Source organism: Bacillus sp. FMQ74 (genome assembly GCF_001875785.1).
GTDB lineage: Bacteria > Bacillota > Bacilli > Bacillales > Bacillaceae > Bacillus > Bacillus stercoris.
Genome location: NZ_MOEO01000013.1, coordinates 45,180 through 72,084, shown reverse-complemented (window position 1 = coordinate 72,084; position 26,905 = coordinate 45,180). Strand labels below are relative to the sequence as shown.

Here is a 26,905-nt window from a genome sequence, read left to right as displayed (position 1 = left end):
CACAGGATTTTCATTTTGAAAAGAGCTTATTCCTTTAAAGGATAAGCTCTTTTCAATAGATCAGCTTACAAGTGGAAGCATTTATATTTTATTATTTACATGATCAAATACAGAAATATTATATGCGAAATCCAAATTTAGCTGATTTTTGTGTTTAGGAGGGAGTACATGAGGAAGAAAGTTTTAATTGTTGACGACGAATGGAAAATGAGGAACCTGCTCAAAATTTATTTGGAAGACTACGATATTATAGAAGCAAGTGAAGGAGAAGAAGCAATTAAGAAAGTCAAAACATCTTCTTTTGATTTAATTATTCTCGATATTATGATGCCTGGAATTGATGGATGGAAAGCATGTAAAGAAATCCGACAAGTTAGTTCTACACCAATCTTGATGCTGACGGCTAGAAGTGAATTAAAGGATAAAGTTCATGGACTGGAAATTGGCGCAGACGATTATTTAATCAAACCCTTTGAATCGGAGGAGCTTGTCGCTCGAGTAAATGCTTTAATAAGAAGAGCTGTATTAAATAAAGAAGAGAGTGATGATGGAAATATCATAAAATATGGAGATGGTTATCTTCAGATTGATCAAGGAGCTCATTCAGTCTCCATAGAAGGGAAGGTTTTGGACTTGACTCCAAAGGAATACAAATTACTCCATACATTGGTGCTCAATCCTAAAAGAGTATTTACTCGAGAAGTACTTCTGGATATATTATGGGGATATGATGATTTCAGGGACACAAGAACGATTGATACACATATAAAAAACATTCGATTGAAGATTAGAGACATTGGTTCGGACTATAATCCAATCCAAACGGTGTGGGGAATAGGTTATAAATTTAAAGATGTGGACCAATCAATATGAATATTAATAGCATTACCTTTAAACTCGGTGGAATAATCATTGTTTTATTTTTGGTAGTTTTTTTTCCATTAGTTTTTACGATTGATCAACTCTTTACATCTTTTTATAAAAATCAAAAGCAAGAAGAGCTCGATCATTTTGCGACTAAATATTCGGCATCTATTTCAGATGTGGATGATAAAGCTGCTTATCACATGTTTAAGATGTCATCAGAATTAATTAACGCAGATCTTTTCGTTTTTAATATGAAGGGAAAAATAATAAAGAGCACTGGCATCTTAGGATTTCAAGAAGGTACTCAAGTATCAGATAATATCTTTCAGCCAATTTCTAAAAAACAGACAGTTGGAATCGAATATTCCGAAAAAGGAGGAGATCAAAAATTTCTCCTGTCAGGTAAGCCAATCATAATTGGAAATGAAGTCAAAGGTGGACTTGTGGTTGTATCAAATATGGACAATGTGAACACCTCTATAGCTAAAGTTCGTATTTGGCTTTTGGTTTCTGTAATTGGATCTTTATTTATAGCAATTGGATTTACATTTTTCATTTCCAAAAAACTTTCCTCCCCTCTGTTGAAGATGGAGCGTGCTACACGTGAAATAGCCAAAGGGAAACTCAAAACAAAGCTCGTAGTACCTACAAAAGATGAAGTAGGAAGTTTGGCTGCAGCTATCATGGATTTAGAAAGAGAGCTTGAGGATTATAGGAACAATCGAAGAGAGTTTTTTGCAAACATTTCTCATGAATTGCGCACACCAATATCATACATTAAGGGGTATTCAAAGGTTGTAAAAGATGAGCTTTATGACAGTGAGGAAGAAAAAAAACAATATTTGATGATTATCTATGATGAATCCACACGTTTAGCAGAGCTTATTAACGATTTATTCGAACTGGCAAAAATGGAAGAAGGCAAGTTAGATTTAGATTTTGAATGGGTAGACATTTCAGAGGTTTTAATAAGCTCTGTTAAAAAGGTTGACCTAAAAGCAAAAGAAAAAGGAATTAATATTCATTTGAGTACCAAAACTGGAAATCCATTTTTATTTTCAGACGGAAGGAGGTTGGAACAAATATTCATAAATTTAATCGAAAACGCTATCCGATACAGTAATCAAGATACAAAAATTGATATATATATTGCACCTCAAAAACGTGACATTCAAATTTTTATAATAGACTCGGGCATAGGGATTCCGAAAGATGATTTGCCTTTTATTTTTGAACGTTTTTATCGGGTTGAAAAATCAAGATCGAGATCTACAGGAGGCACAGGTTTAGGACTGGCGATCGTGAAAAATTTGGTCGAATTATTAGGAGGCCGAATCGAAATAAATAGTGTTGAGAATATTGGTACAACTTTCAAGTTATGCTTTCCAATCGGCCAAAAAGTGAGTGAAGAAAAGGAATGAAAAAACTGACCAGCATCATCATACCCTTGTTTTTTATTCTAGTCGGTATTGGATGCCTTACACTATCAAGTACAGTATTTAACACAAATGGTTTCCATCAAGACATGATGAAATCGTTTTTTGGGATATGCATATTTATGTTTGTACCAATGATCTTCGCCATCATATATTTGATTTTAATTAAAAAAAGATAGCAGCATCCCCAAAAATGAAGAAAGTACAGCTCCGTTGATGGTCTCAGTTGGGGGCGGTCTTTTCATTCGAGCAAAAACAAAACCGCCCGTAAAACGGGCGGTAACTTAAATTCATTATACTACGTTACTCTGGTTTATTATTTGCTTCAGAGCTAGGTGTGAAGCTTGGTTTAAAACCTTCATATTTCACTTCAGATACCATACCTGCCGATGCATGATGCAAATCATGACAATGGAACATCCAATTTCCAGGATTGCCTGCTTTAAATGCAACTACATATTCTTCACCAGGTTTTAAATTAATAGAATCTTTAATAATTGGTGAACCTTGAACTGGTTTACCGTTTTTACTTAACACTTGAAAGAAGTGGCCATGTAAATGCATGGGATGATCATCACTTTTTGAGTTATTGACCATTTTGACTTTGACTAAATCTCCTTTTTTCACGTTAAGATTTTCTGTATCAGGGAATGTTTTCCCATTAATCGTATACTTTAATTCATTTCCTTTAGAAACCGTGTTCAGGTCCATCGTATATTCTAGATCATATGATTGACCCAGTGTAAACTCTTCTTTTTTCTTTTTGCCGTAAGAAGTGAAATCGATGACTGGTAAAGTTTCTTTTTCATTTGGTTGATCGACGACTTTCCCAGAGAAGCCTTTATATTGAATGAGTGCCTTCATTCCTTTTGTACCTTTCATTTCTCCATGACATTCAATGTACCATTTACCAGGGTTATTTGCTGTAAACACAATATCATAGCGTTCACCAGGAGCAATAGATAACAATTTATCTTTAATAACTTCTGGATTATTAATTTCTTGGCCATCTGTACTGATCACTTTAAAATCATGGCCATGCAAGTGCATTTTGTGCGACATAAATCCTGCATTAATCAATCGAAGTCTTACTTTATCTCCTTTTTTCACTGTCAAAGATGAAATATCTTTACCGCTTTTCCCATTAATGGTGAAAATATCGTACATACTCATATCATGTTCCATACCTGTAGAATTATCTGAGCCTTCACTCTCATCAGAATCCATGTTCATTTCGCCATGGTCCATACCACTCATCTGATTAGATTGAGAACCCATATCCATACCTTTCATGTCCATAGAACCATCGGAACTCATCCATTCATCTAATACGAGAGTGAGGTCTTTATTATATTTCTCATCATTTTTTTTCTCAACGATAAGTGATCCATAAAGCCCTTTGTCTACCTGATCTGCACTATTTTGATGACTGTGGTACCAATAGGTGCCCGGTACAGTGGCTTTAAATTCATAAGTGAAGCTTTTACCTGGTTGAACAGCATTCATAGTTACTCCAGGTATACCATCCATATTATTAGGTACCGGTAAACCATGCCAATGTATAGTTACAGGTTCAGGCAATTCATTTTTCAGTTTAATTTTCACATTTTCTCCCTCTTTTACCCGTATTTCAGGGCCAGGAACAGAACCGTTAAATGTCCAAGCAGTCACTTTTTTCTTGTCGGTTAACGTATGCTTTCTTTCTTGGGCAGTTAACGTAAATTCATTTTTATTTATTTTCTCTGTGTTTGATGTCGGTCTTATATTTACTTCTTTGTCTTCTGCCGGTTTTTCCTCTTTATTTTCCGTATTCATATTACTATGATCCATTTCGCTTTCACTCTTTAAGTTGGAGCATGCACCTAAGATGAATACAAATAAAGAAATGAAAAAAAATTGTATGAGTACCTTCTTCATTTTCCCACCTCCAAATTTTTCACAATCCTATCTTAGCGATATTTTTTGTAGAAATCATGAAGAAGAAGGAATTACTGATAAACAATTTTATAAAGTTAACACTCTATTTTTTAATTTCTAATCTTTCATAATATTGAGGAGTGAGAAAAATGAAGAATTTATTAATGATCACTATCATATTCTTTTCAATTATTATTTTTAAACAAATCATTTATACTGTTGAAGCATCCGAAATCAAAATATTAACCGATTTAAATGAAATAGCAAAGAAAAACGAGATTGATATAAACGACTGGAGTGTCTATACCAAAAAAACATTGAGAAATGTAAGTAAGGATATTGTTAAAAAACACATTCAAGAAGTTAAGTTAAAAGGAGACATCTTTTCGTGGGAAACAGAAAAAGATGAACATCATACTACAATTACAGGGACCTTCAAAAACAATAAACGAAATGAAAAGGTTTCGATATCGATTATTCCAATTAAAGAAACTTATACAATGACATTTTCTCATCGCGTAGAGGGGAAAGGACAATTACTCTCAGATAAATCCAATGTAATAATTGTTCCATTTAAATATAAACAAAACAATCAATACGTAACAGTAAAGGGGAAAATTAAAAAAGCAATTAAACTTGAAAACTTAGAAAAAAAGATTTTCCGCGATGCAGATGCTGGAGTAGTGGAAGGCTTAAAAGAGAGTAACTTTCGTTCTATATCTGGGTATACTAATAAATGGGGAACAGGTATTAAGGCAGCACATGGAAAGACGATGAATTTTCAATTAGGGCTTAGAGAAGCACGTGGAAATGGACTTATACAAGTGACGATGGGGGCTCCAATCATCACATTAGAATATTAAGTTAGTAAAAAACATCAGATTAAAAAAGAGGCTGATACAAAAGGTTATTTACCATTGTGTCTGCCTCTTTCTTCGAAAAACTATTGAATGTAAGGTGTTGGGTCAACTGCGTTAGTCTTTGCTGCGTTCCAAAGACCTTTATGAATTTCAAAGTGCAGATGTTGGCCTTGTGATTCCCCTGTATTTCCCATTGTTCCGATTCTCTGACCTTGCTCTACACGATCACCTGTCTGAACTTTTCTAGAAGACATATGAGCATATACAGTTTGATAGGTCTGTCCATTAATATTATGGGTGATAAAAATGACATTCCCATAGGAGGATGAATATCGAGAACTGTAAACAGTACCTGAAGCAGCAGCATAAATAGGAACATCTGACCCAGCCTGAGCAATATCTACCCCAAAATGTGTTGTTCCCCATCTAGCCCCAAAGTTAGATGTTAGTACTCCTGGCGCTGGCTTGATAAATCCTGAAGTATTTGAATCAGTAGATTTCTGAATTTTTTCCACAGTCTTCCGGGAAACAGACCCATTAGAAGAAGGTGTTGCGGTATTAGTTTGGGTTGTATTTTGTTGTGATTTATCCTCAGTTTTCTTTTCTTCCACAACTTGCTTATTTTCTTTTGGTTGTGGTTTTTTCTCGGTTTTCTTTTCTTCTGCTACTCTATTTGCTTCTTCCTCTTTTTGCTTTCTATAAGCTTCTTCTGCTTTAATGGCTTCATTCTGACTTTTTAAAATTTCTGCTTCGTTTTCAAGAGAACCGAGTTCATCAGCAGCTTCTTTTTGATCTTTTTTAACTTGCTTCAATAATTTACTTTTTTCTCCTTGCTGATTCTTTAATTTAGCGTTTAATGATTCAAGCGCTGCAAGGTCAGCATTTAAGTTATCTAGACTATTATTTATTTCTTTTTCTTTTTGTTCAACAAGTTCTAAATCTTTCTTATAGGCTTTAAGAATTTCTTTATCAGCATCTACAATAGTATTGATCGCAACAGCACGACTTATAAAGTCAGAAAAACTTTTAGCACCTAGGAGAACGTCTATGTAATTTACATTTCCTCCACTTTCCTGTAATGAACGAATCCGATCCTGTAGCAGTTTCTTTCTTATTTCGATTCGATTATTGATTTCTTTAATTTCCTTTTTTAGTTTTTTAATTTTTGTTTTCGTTTGTTTAACTTCATTCTGTCTATTTGTAATTGAAGTATTGGTTGTTATAATCTGATTGTCGATTTTCTCTAACTCAGCAGTTAATTTTTCTTGATCTGAATCAAGTTGGGAACGATTTTTTTTATTTTCTGACAACTTAGATTGATTTTCGGATAGTTTGTTACTAATATCTTTTTGCTTTTTATCCAAATCATCATAAGCTAATGCATGACTTTCGGAAAATGGAATGATTAGCCCCGAAGAAATTAAAAGGGATGCTAAACTAATTGATACATAATTGCGTTTCAAATGTACTTCCTCCTTGAAAAAAATGTTGAAAGGGACCCACTCTCAACATTTTTTTCATTATACGTCATGAATCGACTTGAGGATGTTACATTTTTATTTCAAAATCAAACTATGTCGTAATCAATCGATTTATCTATGAACATAATAGAATTTTAAATCTATCTAAATAATTAGGGTCACAAGCAAGAGAGAAAGTGAACTTGATTCATTTGCAGATCTCAACAAATAATGACAGTATAGGGAAGACAAAAAATAAGCCTTGAATACACATTTGAAAGATGGTTCACCATTCATATACGTTATTATAAAAAAACTACACATCTTCTACATATTTATATATTTAAATGAATACGAAGGGACCCCTCTTTAATTTGAATGGCCATCTTCGTTTCTTGGAGAAGGCCATCTTTTTTACATATAATTAAAACTTAAACTTATAACCCACTTTATAGTTATATGGAAAGTTAATAGTTCAAGGGCGATGTGACTAACAAGAAGGGAAGGAGAAAAAACTGCATGAAAAACATTAAGTAGGGTTTGTATTGTTTATCAATTACCGCTAATACCCTTAGCACTAGCCTTACCTGAAGCTTGGCATCGTTAGCTTCAGCAGTAATCGTCCACAGACTATTGTGGAGTTGATAGGAGAATTATTCTATTAAGGCAACACCTATATTGAGACTAAATTAAAAGAAAGATGAATTAAGGATAGTAAAATGGCTATTCTTTGATTCATCTTTTAATTCTATACTTACATGATGATGGTGATGTACCTGTTCATACGTTGTAGATATAAAAGATTATGCGAAGTGTTGGGTTTTACCTTATGGACAAATGCTTCTTTTAAAACATATTGGAATTCTGCCATTGCTTGCTTTTGCTTTTATTAATGGTGTTCTTATTCGAAAAACGAAAGCACTATCACTTTATAATCCTTTTTTCTTGGATAAAAGCCGGAATGCATAACCTTAATGATAATATTTTTCTTAACCTCTATACTTGGAACTCTATCTCCTCCTCATGATATTATTTCTAAGGTCACATCTTAAGGGAATTCTTCCTGATTTAAATACTTTATAGGAGGAAAAGTAAAATATCCGTCGATATACATTTTTCTATTACGCTTCAAACCATTTATTATTCATTACGAGGGTTATTTTTCTGGGGCTGATTATTCTTAGCTTTTATCAACAAACCATATCCTTTGTAGCTGTTATGTTCGGCCTTTTATTCATGGTTAGCATATATTTCAGCAAAATGATGGCGATTTCATAGACAATTTTTATTTCTTCTTGAAATATAGACTGTATCATAGGAGTTCATCAAAAAAGGAGTGTTAAAAACTTATGAAGAAAACTGTTCTTTTTGTAATCTCGGTATGTTTCATTATCTTAGGTGCTTGTTCCAATAATACTAACGGATTGAAGAATGACTTAGGTTCTCAGAAAGAAGTAGATCATGCTAATCATACTTCAGCAAGCTCGGGTGACATCAGAGAAGAAACAAGGTCAGTCGGTGTGTTACCTAAATTCTTAAATGACAAACCGGAAGATATGCAAAATCTGTATAAGGCTGCAGCGATGAATAAAGAATTGCTTGAAAACATCCCTTGTTACTGTGGATGTGGTGAGTCTGTCGGTCATAAAAGTAACTATGATTGTTTTGTTTACAAATATAAAAAAGATAACTCCATTGTCTGGGATGACCATGGAACAAATTGCAATGTTTGTTTAGAAATCGCAGCTAAATCGATTTCAAAATTTAAAGAAGGAAAATCATCGAATGAAGTTCGGAAGTTGATTGATGAAGAATATAAAGAGGGGTATGCTAAACCGACTCCTACCCCGCAGGTATAATCCGCTTAGTTTTTCACCAAGTACAATAATTTTAGAAGGAATTAAAGAGGTCTGACTAGAATTACCTTCATGGCTGAAAAAATAGAATGTCTGGGAAAGCACATTGTTCTATCTAAGTCAAAAGGAGAGGTTATTTTTGAATGACGGTAGAAGGAAAGATATCCAACAAACAGGGCGTGAGCTAGCTCTTGATACTTTTTTAAATGTTAGTAGTGACACAGCTGCTGATATTGCAAAGGAATCTATAACAAGCATAACAGGTGATATTCTTGTTGATGCAGCAAGTTCACTCATTCCTGGGATCTCAGGCGCAGTTCAAAGTTATAAACGTGCCCGTTTTGAAAGAAACATCAAAACATTCACAGAGGAATTGCAATCTAAAATAGAGGAAATCCGTTTAAATCTAGAATTAAAAACATTTGAACAAAAAGAACAGATTGATCAGTTATTTCAATATGTGCTGGATTACGTTATAGACGAACAACAGGAAGAAAAAATCCGATATATGGTAAATGGATTCGTGAATATTACTGAACATCACCATGTGTCGAATGACTTTATCCTAACCTATTACGACGTCTTAAAAGAACTTAGAATGGTGGATATATCTGTCCTTAGACTTATGTATGTTTCTCGTTATGCATTTGATCAAGAATCAAAAGAAACGTTTCAGGAAATTATGGACAGACATGGTATAAGCTATGAGCAATATGAAGCAGTGCGTAGAAATCTACTTAGGATTGGAGTGTTAACAACAAGAACCGACTTGAAAATCACGGACGATCTTGAAGAAATTTCAAAGGCATTTAAAGAACTATACTCCTTTTTAGACAAGTTGACAAATCCGAAGTTTAAACGTTCATTACCAAAATTAAAAGAGCCAACATTTAAGTCAAAAGACAATTTTGAGATTTCCAAGTTTGGACGTGATTTTGTAGAATTTTTCTTGGAGTCAGAACAACCAGTTAGTGAACAGGAGATTTAATAAATTTGTGTTTTGCTCTTAATTATTGTAGGATCATGGTAACAAGTGTCACTGCCTAACAGTATATAGAGGAATATTAAAACATCATGATAAACGGTGCTTATATGAGGAAGACAGAACTCTAAAAGGAGATGCTAGCTTAAAAATTAGTATCTTCTTTGTGTTTTTGAAAGAAGAATTAAATGACTTTATTATTTTGCCTCAAGACAAACATGTAATGAATAAAAAAACATAACCAAACCTTAATTTTAGTCGTGTCTTTTGTCTATAATCCACCAGGAGAAGTACATAGAACTTTATTAGTTTCATTTAGTAAGCCTTGCACCACACTCAGATTTCAGCAAAAGGTCCCTTTTTATCTTTAGAATCCACTAATTCTTTGTCCGTTATTTACACTCCGATTCAACCCTGATTTTAGAACAAAATTCAATTATTTTTTAACCTGTTTGGATATAACTTGGTTAGAGCCTCCGTAGTCGAAGAGAGTATAGAGACTTTATAATTTAACCGAGGGATTAGTTTTGTATCTTTCCAATCGTCTTGAAGAGAAAAAAGAAAACTGGGAAGAAGGCGAAGAATGGAACGATGAAGATTAATATGACAAATCCCTTCTGAAAAAAGAGAAGGGGTATTTTTTGAAGTGAAATGAAAAATATGCCCTCCACAGATACCACCGTTTGACTATTAACTTTAACAGCTTTCTGGTCGCTCACCTTATTTGAAAATTTCAGTTAAGTCTCCCCTTTAAATTTTCTTTAATATATCGTCATTTTTCGTTCTAAAATCCCTTTTAAAGAAGGATTCCTGATTGACATAGCGAATATAAAAATATACAAAATTTCAAAGAGAAGGGGAGTGCTACTCAATGTATACCCCCATACAAATAAACAGAAGCATGAAATATGGAAATAATTATTGGGAAGTATACAGTCCAAAGTTGAAGAGAGTCGTACGATTGTATAGCAGCTTAGAATATGATCATTGGCTTTTATTGGAAATCACCCCGTCAATTAAAACATTTTGTGAACAACCTCTAAAAATAAATTGCAAACGCGAACATAAAATTTATTCAAGCATCTTTGACGCTTGGGTTCTTTATACTAATTTATCTGAAGAGTTCCGAGAAATTAAATACTTTTCTGACCTCTCCAAAACTAGAACTCAAGAACAAATAAACACTCAACGTAAATGGTGTCTTGAGAACGGATACAAATACAGTGTTCAGACTGATGAAATTATTCGAAAAAATCCGGTATTGCTGGATAACGCAAAAAAGATCATTCCCTTTCTTTCCAACAGTCAAGAAAACCATCCTCTAAATCATAAAATTTATAGATATGTCAACAATTCAAATAATCCCAAAGGTGTCTCATTGAAGAATATCACAGAAATGCTGCAAGAAAATATGAATAGTGTCTTTGAATGTGTGCTTAATCTAGTGTTTCAAGGCAAACTAAAAATTGACATTGAAACTCAACGGTTTACTATCCATTCAAAGGTGTGGTGTTAAAATGCCAAAAACTATGATTGAAAAGTTTATTGATTTAAACCCGGATTTGTTAAATACACATCAATGGCCAACCGTCCTTGAAAGCGAATTATCACCTGAAAAACAAAGGAAATTCAACCAAAGGAAATTAGCAATTGATCTTTATTTTAAACAAGCTCACACAATGCAAGAGATATCCAAAAAAACTTCACTTTGTCCTCATGAAATAAGACGGTTAATAAGAAGATGCCTTAGCTTTGATAAGTATGGACAAATTTATGGTTACAGAGCATTAATACCTGGAAAAAGGATCTTTAAAAATAAGCCAAGCATGAATTCAAATAAAAAAGGATTTTCAAATTCATTTTCACAACTAATGAAACAGTATCCTGAGCTTGAGGAATTTTTAACAAAAACATTTTTAAAAAAGATGAAAACTTCTGTCTCGGATAATGTGATCTCAATCAAACATCTTCATCAAAAATTCATTCAAGAATGCAGAAAATTAAACATAGATAATGATTCATACCCATTTAACACAACAGACGTAGGTTATAGGTCGTTATTACGATTCGCTCAGGAATTAACAGTTGAACATACTGAAGAAGCAGTTGTTAGAATAGGAGAAAGTAAGTCTCACACATTTAAACATACTGGCTCTCATCATCAAAAAACATCTTTAATAACGTCTCCTTTTGAACAAGTTCAGTTAGATGGGCATAAGATTGATGTTGAATTAGCACTCCGTTTTAAGACGTTAGAAGGTGATGAAATTGTTAATACGTTAAATCGTATCTACTTACTAACAATTATTGATACAGCAACAAGAGCAGTGATCGGCTATCATTTATGCCTAGAAAGAGAATATGATCAAAACGATGTTTTGAAATGCATAATGAACGCAATTAGACCGCATAAAAAAATGAATTTAAATATCCCTAATTTGCGTTATCCAGACAATGGTGGTTTTCCATCTCTGGCTATTCCCGAAACACAGTGGGGCATATGGACTCAAATTTTATTCGATAATGCCAAATCACATCTAGCAAATAGAGTAAGGGATAGCTTAACTAATGATTTAGGCTGCCATGTTAATTATGGTCCAGTTAAATTCCCAGAATATCGAAGTATCGTTGAAAGATTCTTTAGAACCATTGAAGAAGATTACTTTCATCGTTTGCCAAGTACAACCGGCAGCAATCCAAACGATCCAAAACGGCGTAATTCTTCTGCAAAGGCCATTAAATATGAAATTACAATAGACGAATTACATCAAGTAATTGAAGTTTGTCTAGCCCATTACAATAACACCCCAAATTATGGGGTTAATAATTTAACCCCCGTAGAAGCAATGAAACAACGTATTTTCAGGGAAGGTCCGCCAAGAGTTCTTAATGAACAAATGAGAGAGCACTTTACTTTGTTAAATATTAAAGCAAAGAGGAAAATTCAAGGTGGTTATAAAAAGGGAAGAAGGCCTTACATTTACTTTGAAGGGGTTGTTTACACTAATGAAGTTCTAGCCAATTCTTCATCTTTAGCTGGCCAATCACTTTTTATATTGGCTAATTCCGATGATTTAAGATCTATTAAAGCTTTTTTTGAAGATGGCAGCGAACTTGGAATATTAACTGCGAAAGGAAAGTGGGGTATTCTTCCTCATGATTTAAAAATGCGAAGAGCTATTTTCAAATTGAGGAGAGACAGAAAAATTTATTTCACTGAACATCAAAATCCGATTGAAATTTATCAGGAATACTTAAGAGAAAAAGCAATGACACATAAAAGTTCGCGAAATAAATTAAATAAAGTCATGAAAAAGACAGAGAAGGAATCAACTATTCAAGAAGAAAATAAAAATAAGCCCGAATCGTCAATCAACAGAGATGATTATTCGAATAATTTGAAATGTAAACGTAAACTTCAAAAGAAAATACCATCGTTAACTGAGACTATTCTCTATTAGGAGTGGGGGTAATGGTAAACAATTTATCTGTTCGACCTTATATTTCTCCTGGAACTCATCCGATTGATACCGGTTCTTATTTGATTGCAACTAATGAAATAAATAGAATGTTCAAAAGAGTTGTTATGTGGATACAAAGCAGAACTCCTGGAGCAATTATTGTTGGAAATCCAAGACTCGGGAAGACAAGAGCCATTCGCTATATAATAAGTACTTTACCTTCAATTGATATAGTCGGGTATGATACTGCTATATTTAACATTAAATGCAGTAAGTTTAAGAATGTTAACGAAAATGATTTTTTCGAATTATTTTTAAGAGAAGTTAATCATGCCACTCCTTCAGTCGGGAAGGCAGTGGCAAAAAGACAGCGTTTATACAACTTCTTGATTGAAAAAGGGTTCTCGTCATCCAAAAATAGAGTGATACTCTTTTTGGATGACGCTCAAAGACTCACAGAATTACACTATGAATGGCTAATGGATATTTATAATGAATTAGATAGTGCCGGTGTATTATTAACTGTTTTTTTAGTTGGACAGAGAGAATTATTAAGTCAACGATCTGCTTTTGTCCATACTAATAAAAAGCAGATTATTGGCCGCTTTATGTTGCACGAATATCATTTCAAAGGGCTTGTTTCTCAAGCAGATATAGAACTCTGTCTGAAATCCTTCGATGAAATTTCAGTTTATCCACTCGGAACAGAATGGACCTTCACTAAATATTTCTTCCCCGAACAGTATGAAAATGGGTTTAGATTAAGTACTTTTTCTAAAGAATTATATAGCGCTTTTGTAGAGATCATTAGAGATCACAATAGTCGGACTAAAATTGAAATCCCAATGTTTTATTTTACTGGCACTGTAGAAAATGCACTAAGATTTTTGGGAACTGATGGTGCAGACGTAAATCTTATTTCAATAAATGATTGGCGAAGTTGTATTGAAGAATCTGGATACCTCGCAGCTGAAAAATACAGTGAATTCTTATTAGCAGAAGGTGAGCGATAGGTGATAGAACAAAAACGTCTAATATGGTCAGCTAACTGGGTTTACCCATATGAGTCCTCTTGGTCAATTCTACAGAAGATCATGTCCAGTAACTTTTTAACTCCAAATGAATTGTTAGAAACATTAGGTGGGGAGGAAATAAAAAAATTAAAAAATCCATCGATTGCCGGACGATCAAAGCGTGACATCATTGCATTAAGATATTTCAGTGATGATGAATTACTGAAACTGCTTGGACAAGATATCAAAACAATTTATTTGGAAAACTGCACTCGAATAATTTGGCCGCTATTTAAAAATCCTTCAAATCTAAATCAATTATCAAATTTTTTCTATGAGCAGCTAACTTTTTGCCCAAAATGCATCCACCAAGGATTCCATTCGATATTTCACCAATTAAGACTCTTTGATAAATGCCCTTATCATGGAACAGCTCTTCATAACAGGTGCCCAAATTGCAATCAAGACATCGAATACCTCCTCTCCAAAGATACCGCAGCATTTACTTGTCAATGTGGTTACAGCTTCTTGAAATACATGATACAGAAATACAACATACTGAAATGGGGCTTAACTGAGCCTTTCTATAAAATCCGTAATGGAACAATACAAAGTTGGTTAAACATTAATCGAAGAGATTTTGATATCTACATGTCTCATTTTACAAAAAGTCAGTCAATCCCTAAAAAGGATCTTAAGTTAACAGTTGAATCAATTCTATACATAAATAACCTCAAAATCCATTCCAAATCCAAACATAATTCTGCCTTTGAAATCCGTCAACTTCCTAAAGAATTGTACAACGATCTCTGCAACCGCATAATTCAAAGAAAACCTTATTCAACAAAAGAAATTGATGTTAAAAAAGCAATAAGAAGACATGAGTTAAACCGACTTCTTTTAGAATTCGGTTATTCGGAAATCTATTTTGAAAGTATTCTGATTTATAAAGCAATACATCGTTACTTGCGCAGAACTTTCCTAAAACAACACAGAAAAATAAAAAACAAAGACTTTTTTGAAAACGTGCTTAAAGAAAAAAATCTACCCCCTATAATTAGAGCTTATGGACTTTGGCGTTTTTTTTCAGAGCCCCTTTACATTAGAAACGTTAATACTCTTGGTTTTGAAAAAACAAAGAGGGGGGAGTTTAGTTATTTTAATCATATCTATTCTTGGAGGATAGACTTTCTTGAGGTTTATAACTTTTTGCTTTCTTCAGCATCTATAACATACTTAAGCCTTAAACAATTAAAATCAATTTTGCATAAAATGAACTGCCACTTTTTACTTCAATTGTTTACTTTTTGCTTAAAAAACAGCAAAATCAATAAAAAAAAGGAATGCACACTAGCAGATACAATTGAAACAAATGAGTTGTTTGAAAAATTAGCAGCTGAAAAACCACAATATACAATCATAATTGAACATAAAAATTCAAGCATAGTTTATTATAAAAGCAATAATTTCATGAGTGAGATTAAAAAATTCCATCAAATTATATTATCTTGAAATAACCGAACGAAATCCAAGTGACAGAATTATGTTACTTTAGTGGAGGAACGTAATAGAATTCTGTCACTATACGTAACATAATTCTGTCGTTTTACAGGAGAAGAAGAATGTACATAACAGCAAAGCTCTAATCTCCATCTTTACTAGTTTACATAATATATATTCTAGGAAGTAAATGAAATAAATGAATTTCCGTCTCATATCAAAAGTATACTTAAGTTAGTGAGACAGAAATTAAAATTTATTGTTTATTGCCAATCAAAAAAATGGCGTTGTTAATCCATAATAAACTGCTTCTAAATCTTCTAGCGTCATATCGCCATATGCGCATTTGATAACAGAGTCAGCAAACACATCATAGTCATAATCTGTAGAAAATCCTTGCTGCAGCTGTTTTTCGTAAGCTTCAATTTGTTCTTTTTGATACTGGATGTCTTTTTCCTTACCTGGATAGTCCGGACCATTTATCGCATGATTCATTTCTTTGAACAGCATCATATACTGTTTCAGTGTTTCATCCATAACCTAAACCTCCTTGTTTTACTGGATAAGATGATGAAAACGGACATCAGCAATGATGTCCGCCAAAAGTTAAACTATTTGGGTTCTGTTCCCCAAATCAGTTTTCCGTGATTATATAATGTGATTTTTTTCGTTGTTTTAAACGTATTTGATTGGAAAAAGGAATAATCCCCGCCTTGTGCATAATTGCTCCAGTCATCATTGTGAAGACGAAGCTGAATCTCTCCCGTGCTTTCACCCGGTGACAGCGTTCCATTTTTAAAACCTAGTTCCAGATAGGTATCTGCACCCTGCTTAGGTTTATGTAACGTCACAAACTTGTGGGTCACATTGCCGCATCCAATCTGCGCGTAGTCACAGTCTAAGTTTTGACGTTTGTTTTTTGCGTTATACCAGTAACGGACAGTGATATTTTTTAAATTAACCTTGGTGTTGCCGTTATTTTTTACGTGAAGCTGCGGGCGGATTTGGTTTCCGTTCACGCTTCCATCACCTGCTCTGTATTCCACAGAAACGCTGTTTTTCTGTGTGGGTTGATCTTGTGTGGGCGTTTCAGGAATGTCCTTCGTCGAATCTTTGGTGGCGAGAATGTTTTCTCTAACGAATGTTCCTGAAGCAGATAAATCTGACAACCGCCATCCGCCTGTTTTAGATGCCCCGAGCTTTAAAGCTGAGGATGATTCCTGCTTATCTGAAAGATTCCAGTTCACCCAGCTGATGTTCTTGCTGTTGAGAAAATTCAGCCATTCCCGCGACTGATCCAGGAATACACCGTCATTTCCGGACGCATCGCTTGTCCCCCATTCCGTCACAAAAATAGGCGCTCCTTTGCTGAGTGCATAGTTTGCTTTATCACGTAAAAACTGGCCGTGAGTACCGGCGTAAAAATGAAGCGCGTACATAACATTTGCATCTTTTAGCTGATCATCGGCTGCATCATTCACATCCTGGCTCCATGTACCGGTTCCAACAATGATGATGTTGTCGGGATCATTTTTGCGGATAACGGAAATTACTTCTTCCGCATACGGTTTAATATCACGCTTCCAGTTTACATCGCCGTTTGGTTCGTTCGCAATTTCATAAATGACATTAGGTGTGCTTCCGTAAAGGCTAGACATTTCCTTGAAAAATTCTTTTGCCTTTTCTTTATTTTGGTTTGGATTGCCGTCATTTAAGATATGCCAGTCAATGATGACATATATCCCAAGTTCTTTTGCCGCTTTAACTGCTTCTTTTACTTTGTTTTTCACGGATGGGTTGTCAATATAACCGCCATCTGCTGTATACATCGCCGCTCGGAAAACGGTAATACCCCAATCGTCTCTCAGCCATTTTAAGCTGTCTTTATTGACAAAATCGCCATACCATTGCAATCCGTGTGAACTGATCCCCTTCAATTGCACCGCTTTGCCGTTTTGATTGATCAGCTGCGTGCCTTTTATGCTAAGCTGGCCATTTATGGCGACTGGCGTTTTTGCTTCTGCAGCAGATGCTGCTGGATTTCCTAAGACGCCGATTGCGAGTATTGAAATTAATAAACATACGATGAAGATAGAGACTTGGCGTTTCATATATAGTATTCTTTCCTCCTTTACATCATGCGAAAATATATGCCTATTAACTCGTCCTCTCCACCGCCCTTCCCTTTGTTTGGCACGGACTCATTGTAAAAATTTTACTCATCTTTGTCTATCAACCTAAGTTCTTGTTTTTAGACGGATTAAATAGCCTGTCAATTTGCTCTTTTTGTCTTGTTTCAGATACTGCTGACACATACGGACCGAATAGAAAATTGTTTAATCAGGACTATTCACTTTACTTTTTGTTTAATTTGAAAGATTCTGCTTCTTCACGCCAAATAAAAAGCCGCATTCAATGAATTGAATGCAGCCGTGTTCTTATGCTTCTTGTTTCTCATCTTCCCATGTTTCAGCATTTTTCAGCCCTGGAATGTTTTTCGCTTTAAATACAGGATCAAGTCCTTGTTTACGCTGTTTCGCGTAGTCTTTATACACTTTGTAAGCAACGTTTGACAGCAGCGTAATCACAACTAAGTTAATCAGCGCCATGATACCCATAAAGAGATCCGCCATGTCCCAAACGATTTGGAAGCCTGATAGAGAACCGTAGACAACCATAGCAACAACCGCAATCCGGTAAATATTCAGCCATGTTTTGCTTGTTTTAATAAATTCAATATTTGTCTCACCATAATAATAGTTGCCGACAACTGAACTGAATGCAAACAAGAACATTGCGACTGCGATGAAGCTAGGCGCCCAGCCACCGATATGATGATTAAGGGCAGCCTGGGTTACTTGGATACCATCACCTTTTGGCGTTACACTGTACAGCAAAATGATAAACGCTGTGGACGTACATACGATAAATGTATCGAAAAATACGCCTAATGTTTGAATAAAACCTTGTTTTGCCGGATGCGATACATGAGCTGTTGCAGCCGCATTCGGAGCGCTTCCCATCCCTGCTTCATTTGAAAAAAGTCCGCGCTGCGCACCGATAACGATGATGCCGCCAATTCCGCCGCCGACGACTTGTTCAAAACCTAAAGCATTTTTAACAATTGTAGCGATAACGCCAGGGAAAGCCGTAATATTTGTGATGACAACAAATAAAGCAATAAGAATATAAATGCCTGCCATAACCGGTACGATTAGCTGTGTTACAGCCACAACACGTTTCAAACCGCCAAAAATGATAAACGCAGTTAAAACAGCCAAGACAATGGCTACAACTGTTTTATTCACATGAAATGCGCCATCCAACGCTCCTGCAATAGTATTCGTTTGAACAGCGTTAAAGATTAAACCGAATGATACCGTAATTAAGACAGCAAAAACGATACCAAGCCATCTGGCTCCAAGACCCTTCTGAATGTAGTAGGCCGGGCCTCCGCGGAAATTCTCCCCGTCTTTCACCTTATAAAGCTGCGCTAGCGTACTTTCAACAAAGCTTGAAGCCATACCTACAGCAGCTACAACCCACATCCAAAACACAGCGCCCGGTCCGCCTGTCGCAATTGCTAAAGCTACACCAGTCAAATTCCCAGTACCGACTCGGGATGCAGCCGAAATAAAGAATGCCTGCATAGAGGAAACACCTTTATTTCCTTCAGGCTTCTCCCCTACTATTCTGAACATTTCAATAAAATAACGGAATTGGATAAAACCAAAACGTATGGTAAAAAATAATCCAAGCCCTATTAAAATATAAAATAGGTATTTCCAAATGAAATCACTTGGAATATGAATTAAACTATTGAAAAAAGACGCCATATTTACCTCCCGTTTTCATCAATTCAATACGAATTCGATTTTGATGTTAGATTTTTTAACATAACGAGTTTTATTATATCACAATATGACGAATTAGGAAGATTTTTCGAGAAGAATATTGTCATAGCTGGATGTTACTCTGTCGATCCTTTCTCTAGCATTTTCCTATGAATAAAAACACTCATTGCAAGCTTGCATTTTTAAAAAAGTGCCTATTAACAATGCAATCATTTCCTCCCATTCTCTTGTCTTTCCTTTGATTTAGCTCATAAATAAAGGAATAAACCTTAAACAACAAACATATCATCTAAAATATGCTTTTATTCACACCATAAACCGGGTATACATACACTAATAAAAGAATGTTTCTCTTTCAAAAATAAGCAAAAAGATATATACTTAACAAAGTGAAATTTAGTTTTTAAATTTAATAAATCAAGTTTACTTTTAGGATGGATTGGGGTATTATTATAAAAATATTCAGTAATATTAAAGGAGGGGGAGATCATTTGAAAAAAGTAACGATATTGAAAGCATCCATCTTATTCTTGGCGATTGCCAGTTTTCATTTGCTCTCAATTCCCCACGCCTTTGATATCGGCCATCATTATAAAGCCGTAGCCGACCAGCAGGAAATGCACGAGATGAAAGCCGGCCAAAATGCTGATGATGAGAAGAAATCCATCACAGGGGCATTTGCGCTAACCGCTTTATGGGCAATGGCTGTTCTGCTTCTGACAGCTGAAAGCAAAAGTACGGGATACACCCGCAGGCGCCAGCGGAAAAAAAGTTTTATACTGGCCAAATTTTATCAATCGTCTTATTTCGGCAAACTTCATGTTCAACATCACCCGATTATATAACGATAATATGAGGAGGCTGTTTAACATGTTGTTTATCTTAAGAATGGTGATATTAGGCTTATTTTCTTTCACAGCGCTGAATTTATTTGTATGGCAGGGAATTGAAGTCATTCATGCCGTAACAGATCTATTCACCAACCATGAAAGCTGATAAAAAATAAACGAAACCCGCTCACACTATATGAGCGGGTTTTTTTATTATTGGTCTGTATGCATGCGCCAAACAGCTGTAACCTTGCCTGATTCCTCTTCATCAAAAAAGAAAGAGCCATTGCTGTATCTGTCGTTTGTCCGCAGCTGTTTTGCCTGCAGTTCTTTTCTGTCGCCTTTTTCTGTTTCTGCCATAAGCCGCTGTTCAAGACCGCAAGCGAACAGTGCTGCAACACGGTGAGGATTCTTTTTCAGTTCCCTTAGCATCACGACACCGCGTTTTGCGCGGGATGTTTTCTCGAACTCAGAAAGACTCATGCGTTTTACCGCTCCCCGCTGTGTGAACAAAACAATTGAATCAGATTCTTGAAGGATCTCTCCGGAGACAACAAAGTCATCCTCTTTTAAGTTAATCCCTTTGACACCTGCCGCACGCGCGCCAACTACATTCACTTCGTCTTCTCCAAACCATAGGGCGTACCCTAAGTGAGTGGCCATAAAGATCTGGCTTTCCCCATTTGTTACATGAACATCAATCAATTCATCTTCACCCTTCAGATTTAAGGCCACAAGCGCTTTAGAATAACGCTGTGCTTTATAATGGGTGAGCTCTGTCTTTTTCACCATGCCGTTTTTCGTAAAGAACAATAGATATGCCGACGGATCAAATTCTTTTATCGGTATGGCCTTTACAATCGTTTCATCACGGTCAATAGTGATCAGATTTGAAAAATGCTGGCCCATGTCCTTCCATCTGATATCAGGCAGCTGGTGAACAGGACAATAAATGTAGCTTCCTTTGTTCGTAAAGAGCAGCAGCACGTCCGTCGTATTCATTTCAAATTGATGCAGCATCCTGTCCGTATCTTTCATTCCGAAATCCTGGCCGTTGGAAGCGGCATATGAGCGCTGGCTTGTCCGTTTTAGATAGCCATCCTTCGTAACGGTTACATATACATCCTCAGACGCAACCATAACTTCGAGGTTGATTTTAATTTCCTCAATTTTTTCTTCAATCACGGAGCGTCTCGTGTCTGCATATTTCTTTTTCAGTGCTTTTAAGCTGTTTGTGATCACTTTTAACAGCTTTTTATCATTGCTTAAAATAGATTCGAGTTCTTCAATTTTTTTACCGAGCTCTTCTGCCTCTTCCTTAAGCGCTGTGATATCTGTATTGGTTAAACGATATAACTGCAATGAGACGATGGCTTCAGCCTGAGGCTCTGTAAATTCGTATTTCGCAATCAAATTATTTTTAGCGTCACGTTTATCGCTTGAAGAACGGATCGTTGCAATGACTTCATCTAAAATGGACAAAGCTTTCATGAGCCCTTCTACGATGTGATGTCTGTCTTTTGCTTTTTGAAGCTCGTAAACGGACCGGTTTGTGACGACTTCTTTTTGGTGTCCAATATACGCATCCAAAATAGACGGCAAGCTCATCAGCATTGGACGGCGGTTATGAATAGCCACCATATTGAAGTTATATGTGATCTGCAAATCAGTGTTTTTATATAAGAAATTCAAAATGCCTTTGGCATCCGCTTCTTTTTTCAGTTCAATGACCACTCTCAGCCCTGTTCGATCCGTTTCATCACGAACCTCTGAGATGCCTTCAACCTTTTTATCAATACGGAACTCGTCCATTTTTTTCACAAGGTTTGCTTTATTTACTTCAAATGGAATTTCAGTAATGACAATTTGTTCTCGTCCGCCTCTGATTGTTTCAATTTCAGCTTTTCCGCGGATAATGATTTTTCCTTTTCCTGTTTCGTAAGCTTTTCTTATGCCGTCAACGCCTTGAATAATACCGCCTGTCGGAAAATCAGGTCCTTTAATGACTTCCATGAGTTCATCAATAGAGCAAGATGGCATTTGAATACGCTTAATGACAGCATCAATGACTTCTCCCAAATGATGAGGGGGAATGTCGGTCGCGTATCCTGCTGAAATCCCGGTAGATCCGTTGACCAATAGGTTAGGAAACATCGCCGGGAGTACGACAGGCTCCTTACTTGTGTCATCGAAGTTCGGCACAAATTCAACCGTGTTTTTGTCAATATCCCGAAGAAGCTCAGATGCTATCGGAGATAATCGTGCCTCTGTATAACGCATGGCTGCCGGGGGATCTCCGTCGATGCTTCCGTTGTTACCATGCATTTCGATCAACACATTACGAACTTTCCAATCCTGGCTCATCCGCACCATTGCTTCATAAACCGAACTGTCACCGTGCGGATGATAGTTACCGATGACGTTACCGACCGTTTTGGCCGCTTTTCTGAAGTTTTTATCAAACGTGTTTCCATCTGTGTGCATCGCATACAGAATTCTGCGCTGTACCGGCTTTAATCCGTCTCTCGCATCAGGCAGCGCTCTGTCTTGAATAATATATTTACTGTAGCGTCCAAAACGGTCGCCGATCACCTCTTCTAATGGTAAATCATGAAATAATTCTGGCTGTGACAATCATTAAACCTCCTCAGCGACCGATAAGTTTTCATTTTCTAAAATATTGCTTTCTTCATCTAAGCCGAAAGCGACGTTTTTCTCAATCCACTTTCTGCGCGGCTCTACTTTGTCTCCCATTAACGTCGTTACACGTCTCTCTACACGTGCCGCATCGTCAATTTTGACCCTAACAAGTGTGCGGGACTCCGGATTCATCGTTGTTTCCCACAGCTGGTCTGCATTCATCTCTCCAAGACCCTTATATCGCTGAATCGTATAGCCCTTGCCGACTTTTTTCAGGACATCACCCATCTCTTCATCAGACCATGCATATTCAATGATTTCCTTCTTCCCGCTTCCTTTACTGACCTTATATAAAGGTGGCAGCGCAATAAACACCTTGCCATGCTCAATAAGCGGCTTCATATAGCGATAGAAAAAGGTAAGGAGCAGCACTTGAATATGGGCGCCGTCAGTATCGGCATCGGTCATAATGATAATTTTGTCGTAGTTGATGTCATCGATTGAGAAATCTGCTCCGACACCCCCGCCGATCGCATGAATGATCGTATTGATCTCTTCATTTTTAAAGATATCTGCAAGCTTAGCTTTTTCCGTATTAATGACTTTACCGCGTAAAGGCAGAACCGCTTGGAATCTGCGGTCTCGTCCCTGCTTGGCTGACCCGCCTGCTGAATCTCCCTCAACGAGATACAATTCATTTTTTGCCGGGTTTCTCGAACCCGCAGGCGTCAGTTTTCCGCTTAATGTCGCTTCTGATTTTTTTCGTTTTTTGCCGCTTCTTGCTTCTTCACGGGCTTTGCGTGCCGCTTCGCGCGCCTGGCTCGCCTTGATTGCTTTTTTAACAAGAAGCGTTGCGGTGTCCCGATTTTCCTCTAAAAAGTAAGCAAGCTGCTCTGAAACAATCGCATCAACCGCTGATCTTGCTTCACTGGTACCGAGCTTTCCTTTTGTTTGTCCTTCAAATTGTAGAAGCTCCTCAGGAATGCGGACAGAAATAATGGCTGAAAGCCCTTCCCTTATATCGGTGCCTTCAAGGTTCTTATCCTTTTCTTTCAGCAAAGCCACTTTTCGCGCATATTCATTAAAAGCCCGCGTCATCGCAGTTTTTGCACCTGACTCATGCGTACCGCCGTCTTTTGTTCTGACATTGTTAACAAAAGACAAAATATTTTCAGAATAACCATCGTTAAACTGGAACGCAAAGTCCACTTCTATAGAATGATGCTCTCCCTCAAACGAGACCACTTCAGACAAGACGTCTTTTTCTTCATTTAAGTAAGCGACAAACGCCTCTATGCCGTTTTCATAATAAAAGACCTCATGCTGGTCATCGCGTTCATCAATCAGCTCAATTTTCAATCCTTTTAACAAAAACGCAGACTCTCTTAAGCGCTCGGAAAGCGTTTCAAAATTATAGGTTGTTGTGCTGAACATCGTTGGATCTGGCTTAAAGTGTGTAAGTGTTCCCGTCTTTTTCGTTTTGCCGATCTTTTCGAGAGATGTAACCGGTTTTCCTCCATTTTCAAATCGCTGCTGATAGATAAAACCGTCCCGCTCAATGGTAACCGTCAGCCATTCAGATAAAGCATTCACGACTGATGCACCAACTCCGTGGAGCCCGCCGCTTGTCTTATAGCCGCCTTGGCCGAATTTTCCTCCGGCATGAAGCACCGTTAAAATCACTTCAGGGGTTGGTTTGCCGAGCTTATGCATTCCGGTCGGCATGCCGCGGCCTCTATCCTGTACAGAAATACTATTGTCTTTATGTATTTTGACGATTATGTGATCTCCATGGCCGGCAAGCACCTCGTCGACAGAGTTATCTACAATTTCATAAACCAAGTGGTGCAAGCCCCGCGCGTCAGTAGAGCCAATATACATACCCGGCCTTTTCCTGACAGCCTCAAGGCCTTCGAGCACCTGTATGGCATCTTCGTTGTAATCAAATTGCTGTTTTCTAGCCAAACGTACAAACCCCTTTCAAAAACTAACATTGTCTTTCTCTTTTTCAGTGTTACACATCATTTGTATATAAGATATTTTTTATAAACCTCGCCTCAAACCGGTACTGCCTTGGACTCCTCATTATAACCATATGTTTGCAATCGCAACATAGAGCTAACGAATCAGTTCTCAAAACATCGGCTAGTGCTGTTTTTGCACCATGAGAACGTATGTTTGTTTATTATATATAAAGCAGCAGACCTTCGCAAATCGAACGGCCGAAACCCAGCTGGACAAGGTATTCAAAAAAAGCTGTTCAAGCTTTATTGTATCTGTTTCACCGTAATACGCAAACAATATCTTAAAATTAAAAAGCAAAAATCCTTGAATTCACAAGGATTTTTGCAGTTCTGCACCTATTTTGTTACAGCGTGTGCCACTTTTATGCACAGATCCATGATAACCGTTCTGCCTTTTTCTTTTAGCATCTGGTATGCTTCCTCATTTACCAGCCCTTGCTGTGCCCAAAATACTGGAGCATCTGTCTCTAAAAACTCTTCCGCCACTCCAGGAAGCTGTTCCGAGCGCCGGAATACATTGACGATGTCGATCGGACCGTCAATCTCTTTTAAAGATGAAACGGCTTTGACACCTAGTGCCTCATCAATTGTCGGGTTCACAGGGATAATTTCATAACCCGCATCCTGCATTGCTTTTGAAACCATATGTGACGTTCTATCCGGACGGTCTGAAAGCCCCACTACCGCTATACGTTTGCTTCTTTGAAGAATCTCTTTAATTTCCGCTTTAGAAGGGTTTTGCATCATGTGTCACTCCTTTTCCACTTATTTTACACGATCAAAACAGGAGAAATCAAAATATGATGCATGTTTGATTGGATTTGTAAGCAAACTTTACAAAAAAACTTATCATCAGATCATGACATCTCATGTTAAAATAGAAAGAAGGGAATTTGAAAAAGGAGAAATGTAGATGTTAATTGCTTTATTGATTATTTTGGCCTACTTGATAGGCAGCATTCCATCTGGCTTAATTGTGGGCAAGCTTGCCAAGGGAATTGATATTCGGGAGCACGGAAGCGGCAACTTAGGCGCTACCAATGCATTCCGTACACTGGGCGTAAAAGCTGGTTCGGTCGTCATAGCCGGAGATATTTTGAAAGGGACGCTGGCAACTGCATTGCCTTTTCTCATGCACGTTGATATTCATCCGCTTCTTGCAGGAGTCTTTGCGGTAATAGGCCATGTGTTCCCCGTCTTCGCTAAATTTAAAGGCGGTAAAGCCGTGGCAACATCAGGTGGCGTTTTGCTATTTTACGCACCTCTGTTATTTATCACGATGGTTGCGGTATTCTTCATCTTTTTATACTTGACTAAATTTGTTTCTCTATCATCGATGTTAACAGGGATCTATACTGTTATATATAGTTTCTTTGTCCATGATACGTATTTATTGATTGTCGTTACCCTGCTTACTATTTTTGTGATATACAGACACCGGGCAAACATTAAACGAATCATCAATAAAACAGAACCTAAAGTAAAATGGCTATAAGCTTAAAAACCTTCTCTTTTGACACAGAATAGCCTAATACGTTTATAATAGAGAAAATTCAAATGAAGAACAAAGGGGTGTTCTGTTATGAATATGACAATTAACGAAGACGCATTGAACTGGTATAAAGAAGAGCTCGATTTGGAAAGCGGAGACCAGGTTCGCTTTTTCGTCCGCTACGGAGGCTGCAGCAACGTTCAGAAGGGTTTTTCTCTCGGTGTAGCGAAAGATGCCCCACAAGAGGCTGGAGTCACTGCAGAAGCAGACGGCATTACCTTCTTTATTGAAGAAAGTGATTTATGGTACTTTGATAATCACGACCTTCTCGTCAGCTATTCAGAAGACGCTGATGAACCGGTTTTTGAATACCAATAAAAAAGAACGCACATGATGTGCGTTCTTTTTTTTTACAAATGAAATCGTATAAGATGATCGGTTAGGTTTTCTTGTTCCAAAATATATTTTTGGGTTTCACCCAGCAGATCAAAGTGAGGAAATTCACTTTTCTTATGTATCCATTCTTTCTTTAACCCGTATGCTGCTCCCCACCGAATCAGCTTATCAATATCTGCACAGCCGGCTTTTGTCACAGTCTTTGCTTCCGGAAACCGGTCATCCAGCCAGTAATGTGTTAAAAATGCGATTTCTCCTTTTTTCACTGCTTGTTTCCACCGGTTCAGTTCCTCCCGTTTCACACCAAACGCCATATC

General features: G+C 36.8%; 22 protein-coding genes. 13 read left to right on the top strand and 9 right to left on the bottom strand.

Annotated elements, in window-relative coordinates:
- Positions 1-168 precede the first annotated feature (168 nt).
- Together BLL41_RS19395 and BLL41_RS19390 are read left to right on the top strand one after the other, a co-directional pair.
- Positions 169-873 (top strand): response regulator transcription factor, encoded by a 705-nt coding sequence (locus BLL41_RS19395; RefSeq protein ID WP_061576706.1) that lies wholly within the window; start codon positions 169-171, stop codon positions 871-873.
- Positions 870-2,288, top strand: coding sequence for a sensor histidine kinase (locus BLL41_RS19390; protein ID WP_061576705.1), 1,419 nt, complete (start codon positions 870-872; stop codon positions 2,286-2,288). The genes BLL41_RS19395 and BLL41_RS19390 overlap by 4 nt, the downstream gene beginning before the upstream one ends.
- Before the next feature lie 318 nt (positions 2,289-2,606).
- Here the strand turns inward: BLL41_RS19390 and BLL41_RS19385 are convergent, their stop codons facing one another.
- Complete coding sequence (locus BLL41_RS19385; RefSeq protein WP_061576703.1) at positions 2,607-4,220, bottom strand: multicopper oxidase family protein; 1,614 nt, start codon at positions 4,218-4,220, stop codon at positions 2,607-2,609.
- Between the two features lie 149 nt (positions 4,221-4,369).
- Here BLL41_RS19385 and BLL41_RS19380 point away from each other — a divergent pair, with 149 nt between their 5' ends.
- The gene (locus tag BLL41_RS19380; protein ID WP_061576702.1) at positions 4,370-5,083 is read left to right on the top strand and encodes a YwmB family TATA-box binding protein; all 714 of its coding nucleotides are present in this window, start codon (positions 4,370-4,372) and stop codon (positions 5,081-5,083) included.
- An 80-nt stretch (positions 5,084-5,163) separates the two neighbouring features.
- On the opposite strand, the gene BLL41_RS19375 is transcribed toward BLL41_RS19380, so the two are convergent.
- Positions 5,164-6,543 carry a murein hydrolase activator EnvC family protein gene (locus BLL41_RS19375; protein WP_061576701.1) on the bottom strand — a complete coding sequence of 460 codons (1,380 nt, stop codon included), beginning with the start codon at positions 6,541-6,543 and terminating at the stop codon, positions 5,164-5,166.
- 1,346 nt (positions 6,544-7,889) lie between these two features.
- Here BLL41_RS19375 and BLL41_RS19370 point away from each other — a divergent pair.
- The 6 genes from BLL41_RS19370 to BLL41_RS19340 all read left to right on the top strand — a co-directional run bounded on the left by BLL41_RS19370 (position 7,890) and on the right by BLL41_RS19340 (position 15,364).
- Positions 7,890-8,399, top strand: a complete 510-nt coding sequence (locus tag BLL41_RS19370) for a PCYCGC motif-containing (lipo)protein (protein WP_061576700.1) — start codon at positions 7,890-7,892, stop codon at positions 8,397-8,399.
- A 136-nt stretch (positions 8,400-8,535) separates the two neighbouring features.
- A complete protein-coding gene (locus tag BLL41_RS19365) occupies positions 8,536-9,384 on the top strand; it encodes a hypothetical protein (RefSeq protein WP_061576699.1) in 849 nt (282 codons plus the stop codon).
- 955 nt (positions 9,385-10,339) lie between these two features.
- A complete protein-coding gene (locus tag BLL41_RS19355; protein WP_160330753.1) occupies positions 10,340-10,894 on the top strand; it encodes a TnsA endonuclease N-terminal domain-containing protein in 555 nt (184 codons plus the stop codon).
- A 1-nt stretch (position 10,895) separates the two neighbouring features.
- Entirely contained in the window at positions 10,896-12,839 is a 1,944-nt protein-coding gene (locus tag BLL41_RS19350; protein WP_061576696.1) for a DDE-type integrase/transposase/recombinase, read from the top strand.
- Between the two features lie 11 nt (positions 12,840-12,850).
- Positions 12,851-13,852, top strand: coding sequence for an ATP-binding protein (locus BLL41_RS19345; RefSeq protein ID WP_061576695.1), 1,002 nt, complete (start codon positions 12,851-12,853; stop codon positions 13,850-13,852).
- On the top strand, positions 13,853-15,364 hold the full coding sequence (locus tag BLL41_RS19340; protein WP_061576694.1) for a hypothetical protein: 1,512 nt from the start codon (positions 13,853-13,855) through the stop codon (positions 15,362-15,364).
- A 261-nt stretch (positions 15,365-15,625) separates the two neighbouring features.
- On the opposite strand, the gene BLL41_RS19335 is transcribed toward BLL41_RS19340, so the two are convergent.
- From BLL41_RS19335 to BLL41_RS19325, 3 genes are all read right to left on the bottom strand, one after another.
- On the bottom strand, positions 15,626-15,889 hold the full coding sequence (locus BLL41_RS19335) for a YnfE family protein (RefSeq protein ID WP_040083025.1): 264 nt from the start codon (positions 15,887-15,889) through the stop codon (positions 15,626-15,628).
- A 74-nt stretch (positions 15,890-15,963) separates the two neighbouring features.
- On the bottom strand, positions 15,964-17,463 hold the full coding sequence (locus tag BLL41_RS19330) for a cellulase family glycosylhydrolase (protein WP_071579108.1): 1,500 nt from the start codon (positions 17,461-17,463) through the stop codon (positions 15,964-15,966).
- Positions 17,464-17,790: 327 nt separating this feature from the next.
- The gene (locus BLL41_RS19325) at positions 17,791-19,188 is read right to left on the bottom strand and encodes an alanine/glycine:cation symporter family protein (protein WP_071579107.1); all 1,398 of its coding nucleotides are present in this window, start codon (positions 19,186-19,188) and stop codon (positions 17,791-17,793) included.
- Positions 19,189-19,697: 509 nt separating this feature from the next.
- Between BLL41_RS19325 and BLL41_RS19320 the strand changes: the two genes are divergently transcribed.
- Complete coding sequence (locus BLL41_RS19320; RefSeq protein ID WP_014664143.1) at positions 19,698-20,051, top strand: hypothetical protein; 354 nt, start codon at positions 19,698-19,700, stop codon at positions 20,049-20,051.
- Positions 20,052-20,076: 25 nt separating this feature from the next.
- On the top strand, positions 20,077-20,202 hold the full coding sequence (locus BLL41_RS23160) for a hypothetical protein (protein ID WP_003231548.1): 126 nt from the start codon (positions 20,077-20,079) through the stop codon (positions 20,200-20,202).
- A gap of 47 nt (positions 20,203-20,249) precedes the next feature.
- Here BLL41_RS23160 and parC read toward each other — a convergent pair whose 3' ends face one another.
- The 3 genes from parC to BLL41_RS19300 all read right to left on the bottom strand — a co-directional run bounded on the left by parC (position 20,250) and on the right by BLL41_RS19300 (position 25,444).
- Positions 20,250-22,670, bottom strand: a complete 2,421-nt coding sequence (gene parC / locus BLL41_RS19310; RefSeq protein WP_071579106.1) for a DNA topoisomerase IV subunit A — start codon at positions 22,668-22,670, stop codon at positions 20,250-20,252.
- Between the two features lie 3 nt (positions 22,671-22,673).
- Positions 22,674-24,641 (bottom strand): DNA topoisomerase IV subunit B, encoded by a 1,968-nt coding sequence (gene parE / locus BLL41_RS19305; protein ID WP_071579105.1) that lies wholly within the window; start codon positions 24,639-24,641, stop codon positions 22,674-22,676.
- A gap of 395 nt (positions 24,642-25,036) precedes the next feature.
- Positions 25,037-25,444 (bottom strand): CoA-binding protein, encoded by a 408-nt coding sequence (locus BLL41_RS19300; RefSeq protein ID WP_003245606.1) that lies wholly within the window; start codon positions 25,442-25,444, stop codon positions 25,037-25,039.
- A gap of 169 nt (positions 25,445-25,613) precedes the next feature.
- On the opposite strand from BLL41_RS19300, the gene plsY reads away from it, so the two are divergent.
- Positions 25,614-26,195 carry a glycerol-3-phosphate 1-O-acyltransferase PlsY gene (gene plsY, locus BLL41_RS19295; RefSeq protein ID WP_014664139.1) on the top strand — a complete coding sequence of 194 codons (582 nt, stop codon included), beginning with the start codon at positions 25,614-25,616 and terminating at the stop codon, positions 26,193-26,195.
- Between the two features lie 87 nt (positions 26,196-26,282).
- Positions 26,283-26,570 carry a HesB/YadR/YfhF family protein gene (locus BLL41_RS19290; RefSeq protein ID WP_003231562.1) on the top strand — a complete coding sequence of 96 codons (288 nt, stop codon included), beginning with the start codon at positions 26,283-26,285 and terminating at the stop codon, positions 26,568-26,570.
- A 32-nt stretch (positions 26,571-26,602) separates the two neighbouring features.
- Here BLL41_RS19290 and BLL41_RS19285 read toward each other — a convergent pair whose 3' ends face one another.
- Positions 26,603-26,902: a hypothetical protein gene (locus BLL41_RS19285; protein ID WP_014664137.1), complete on the bottom strand. Its 300-nt coding sequence runs from the start codon at positions 26,900-26,902 to the stop codon at positions 26,603-26,605.
- Positions 26,903-26,905: the final 3 nt, after the last annotated feature.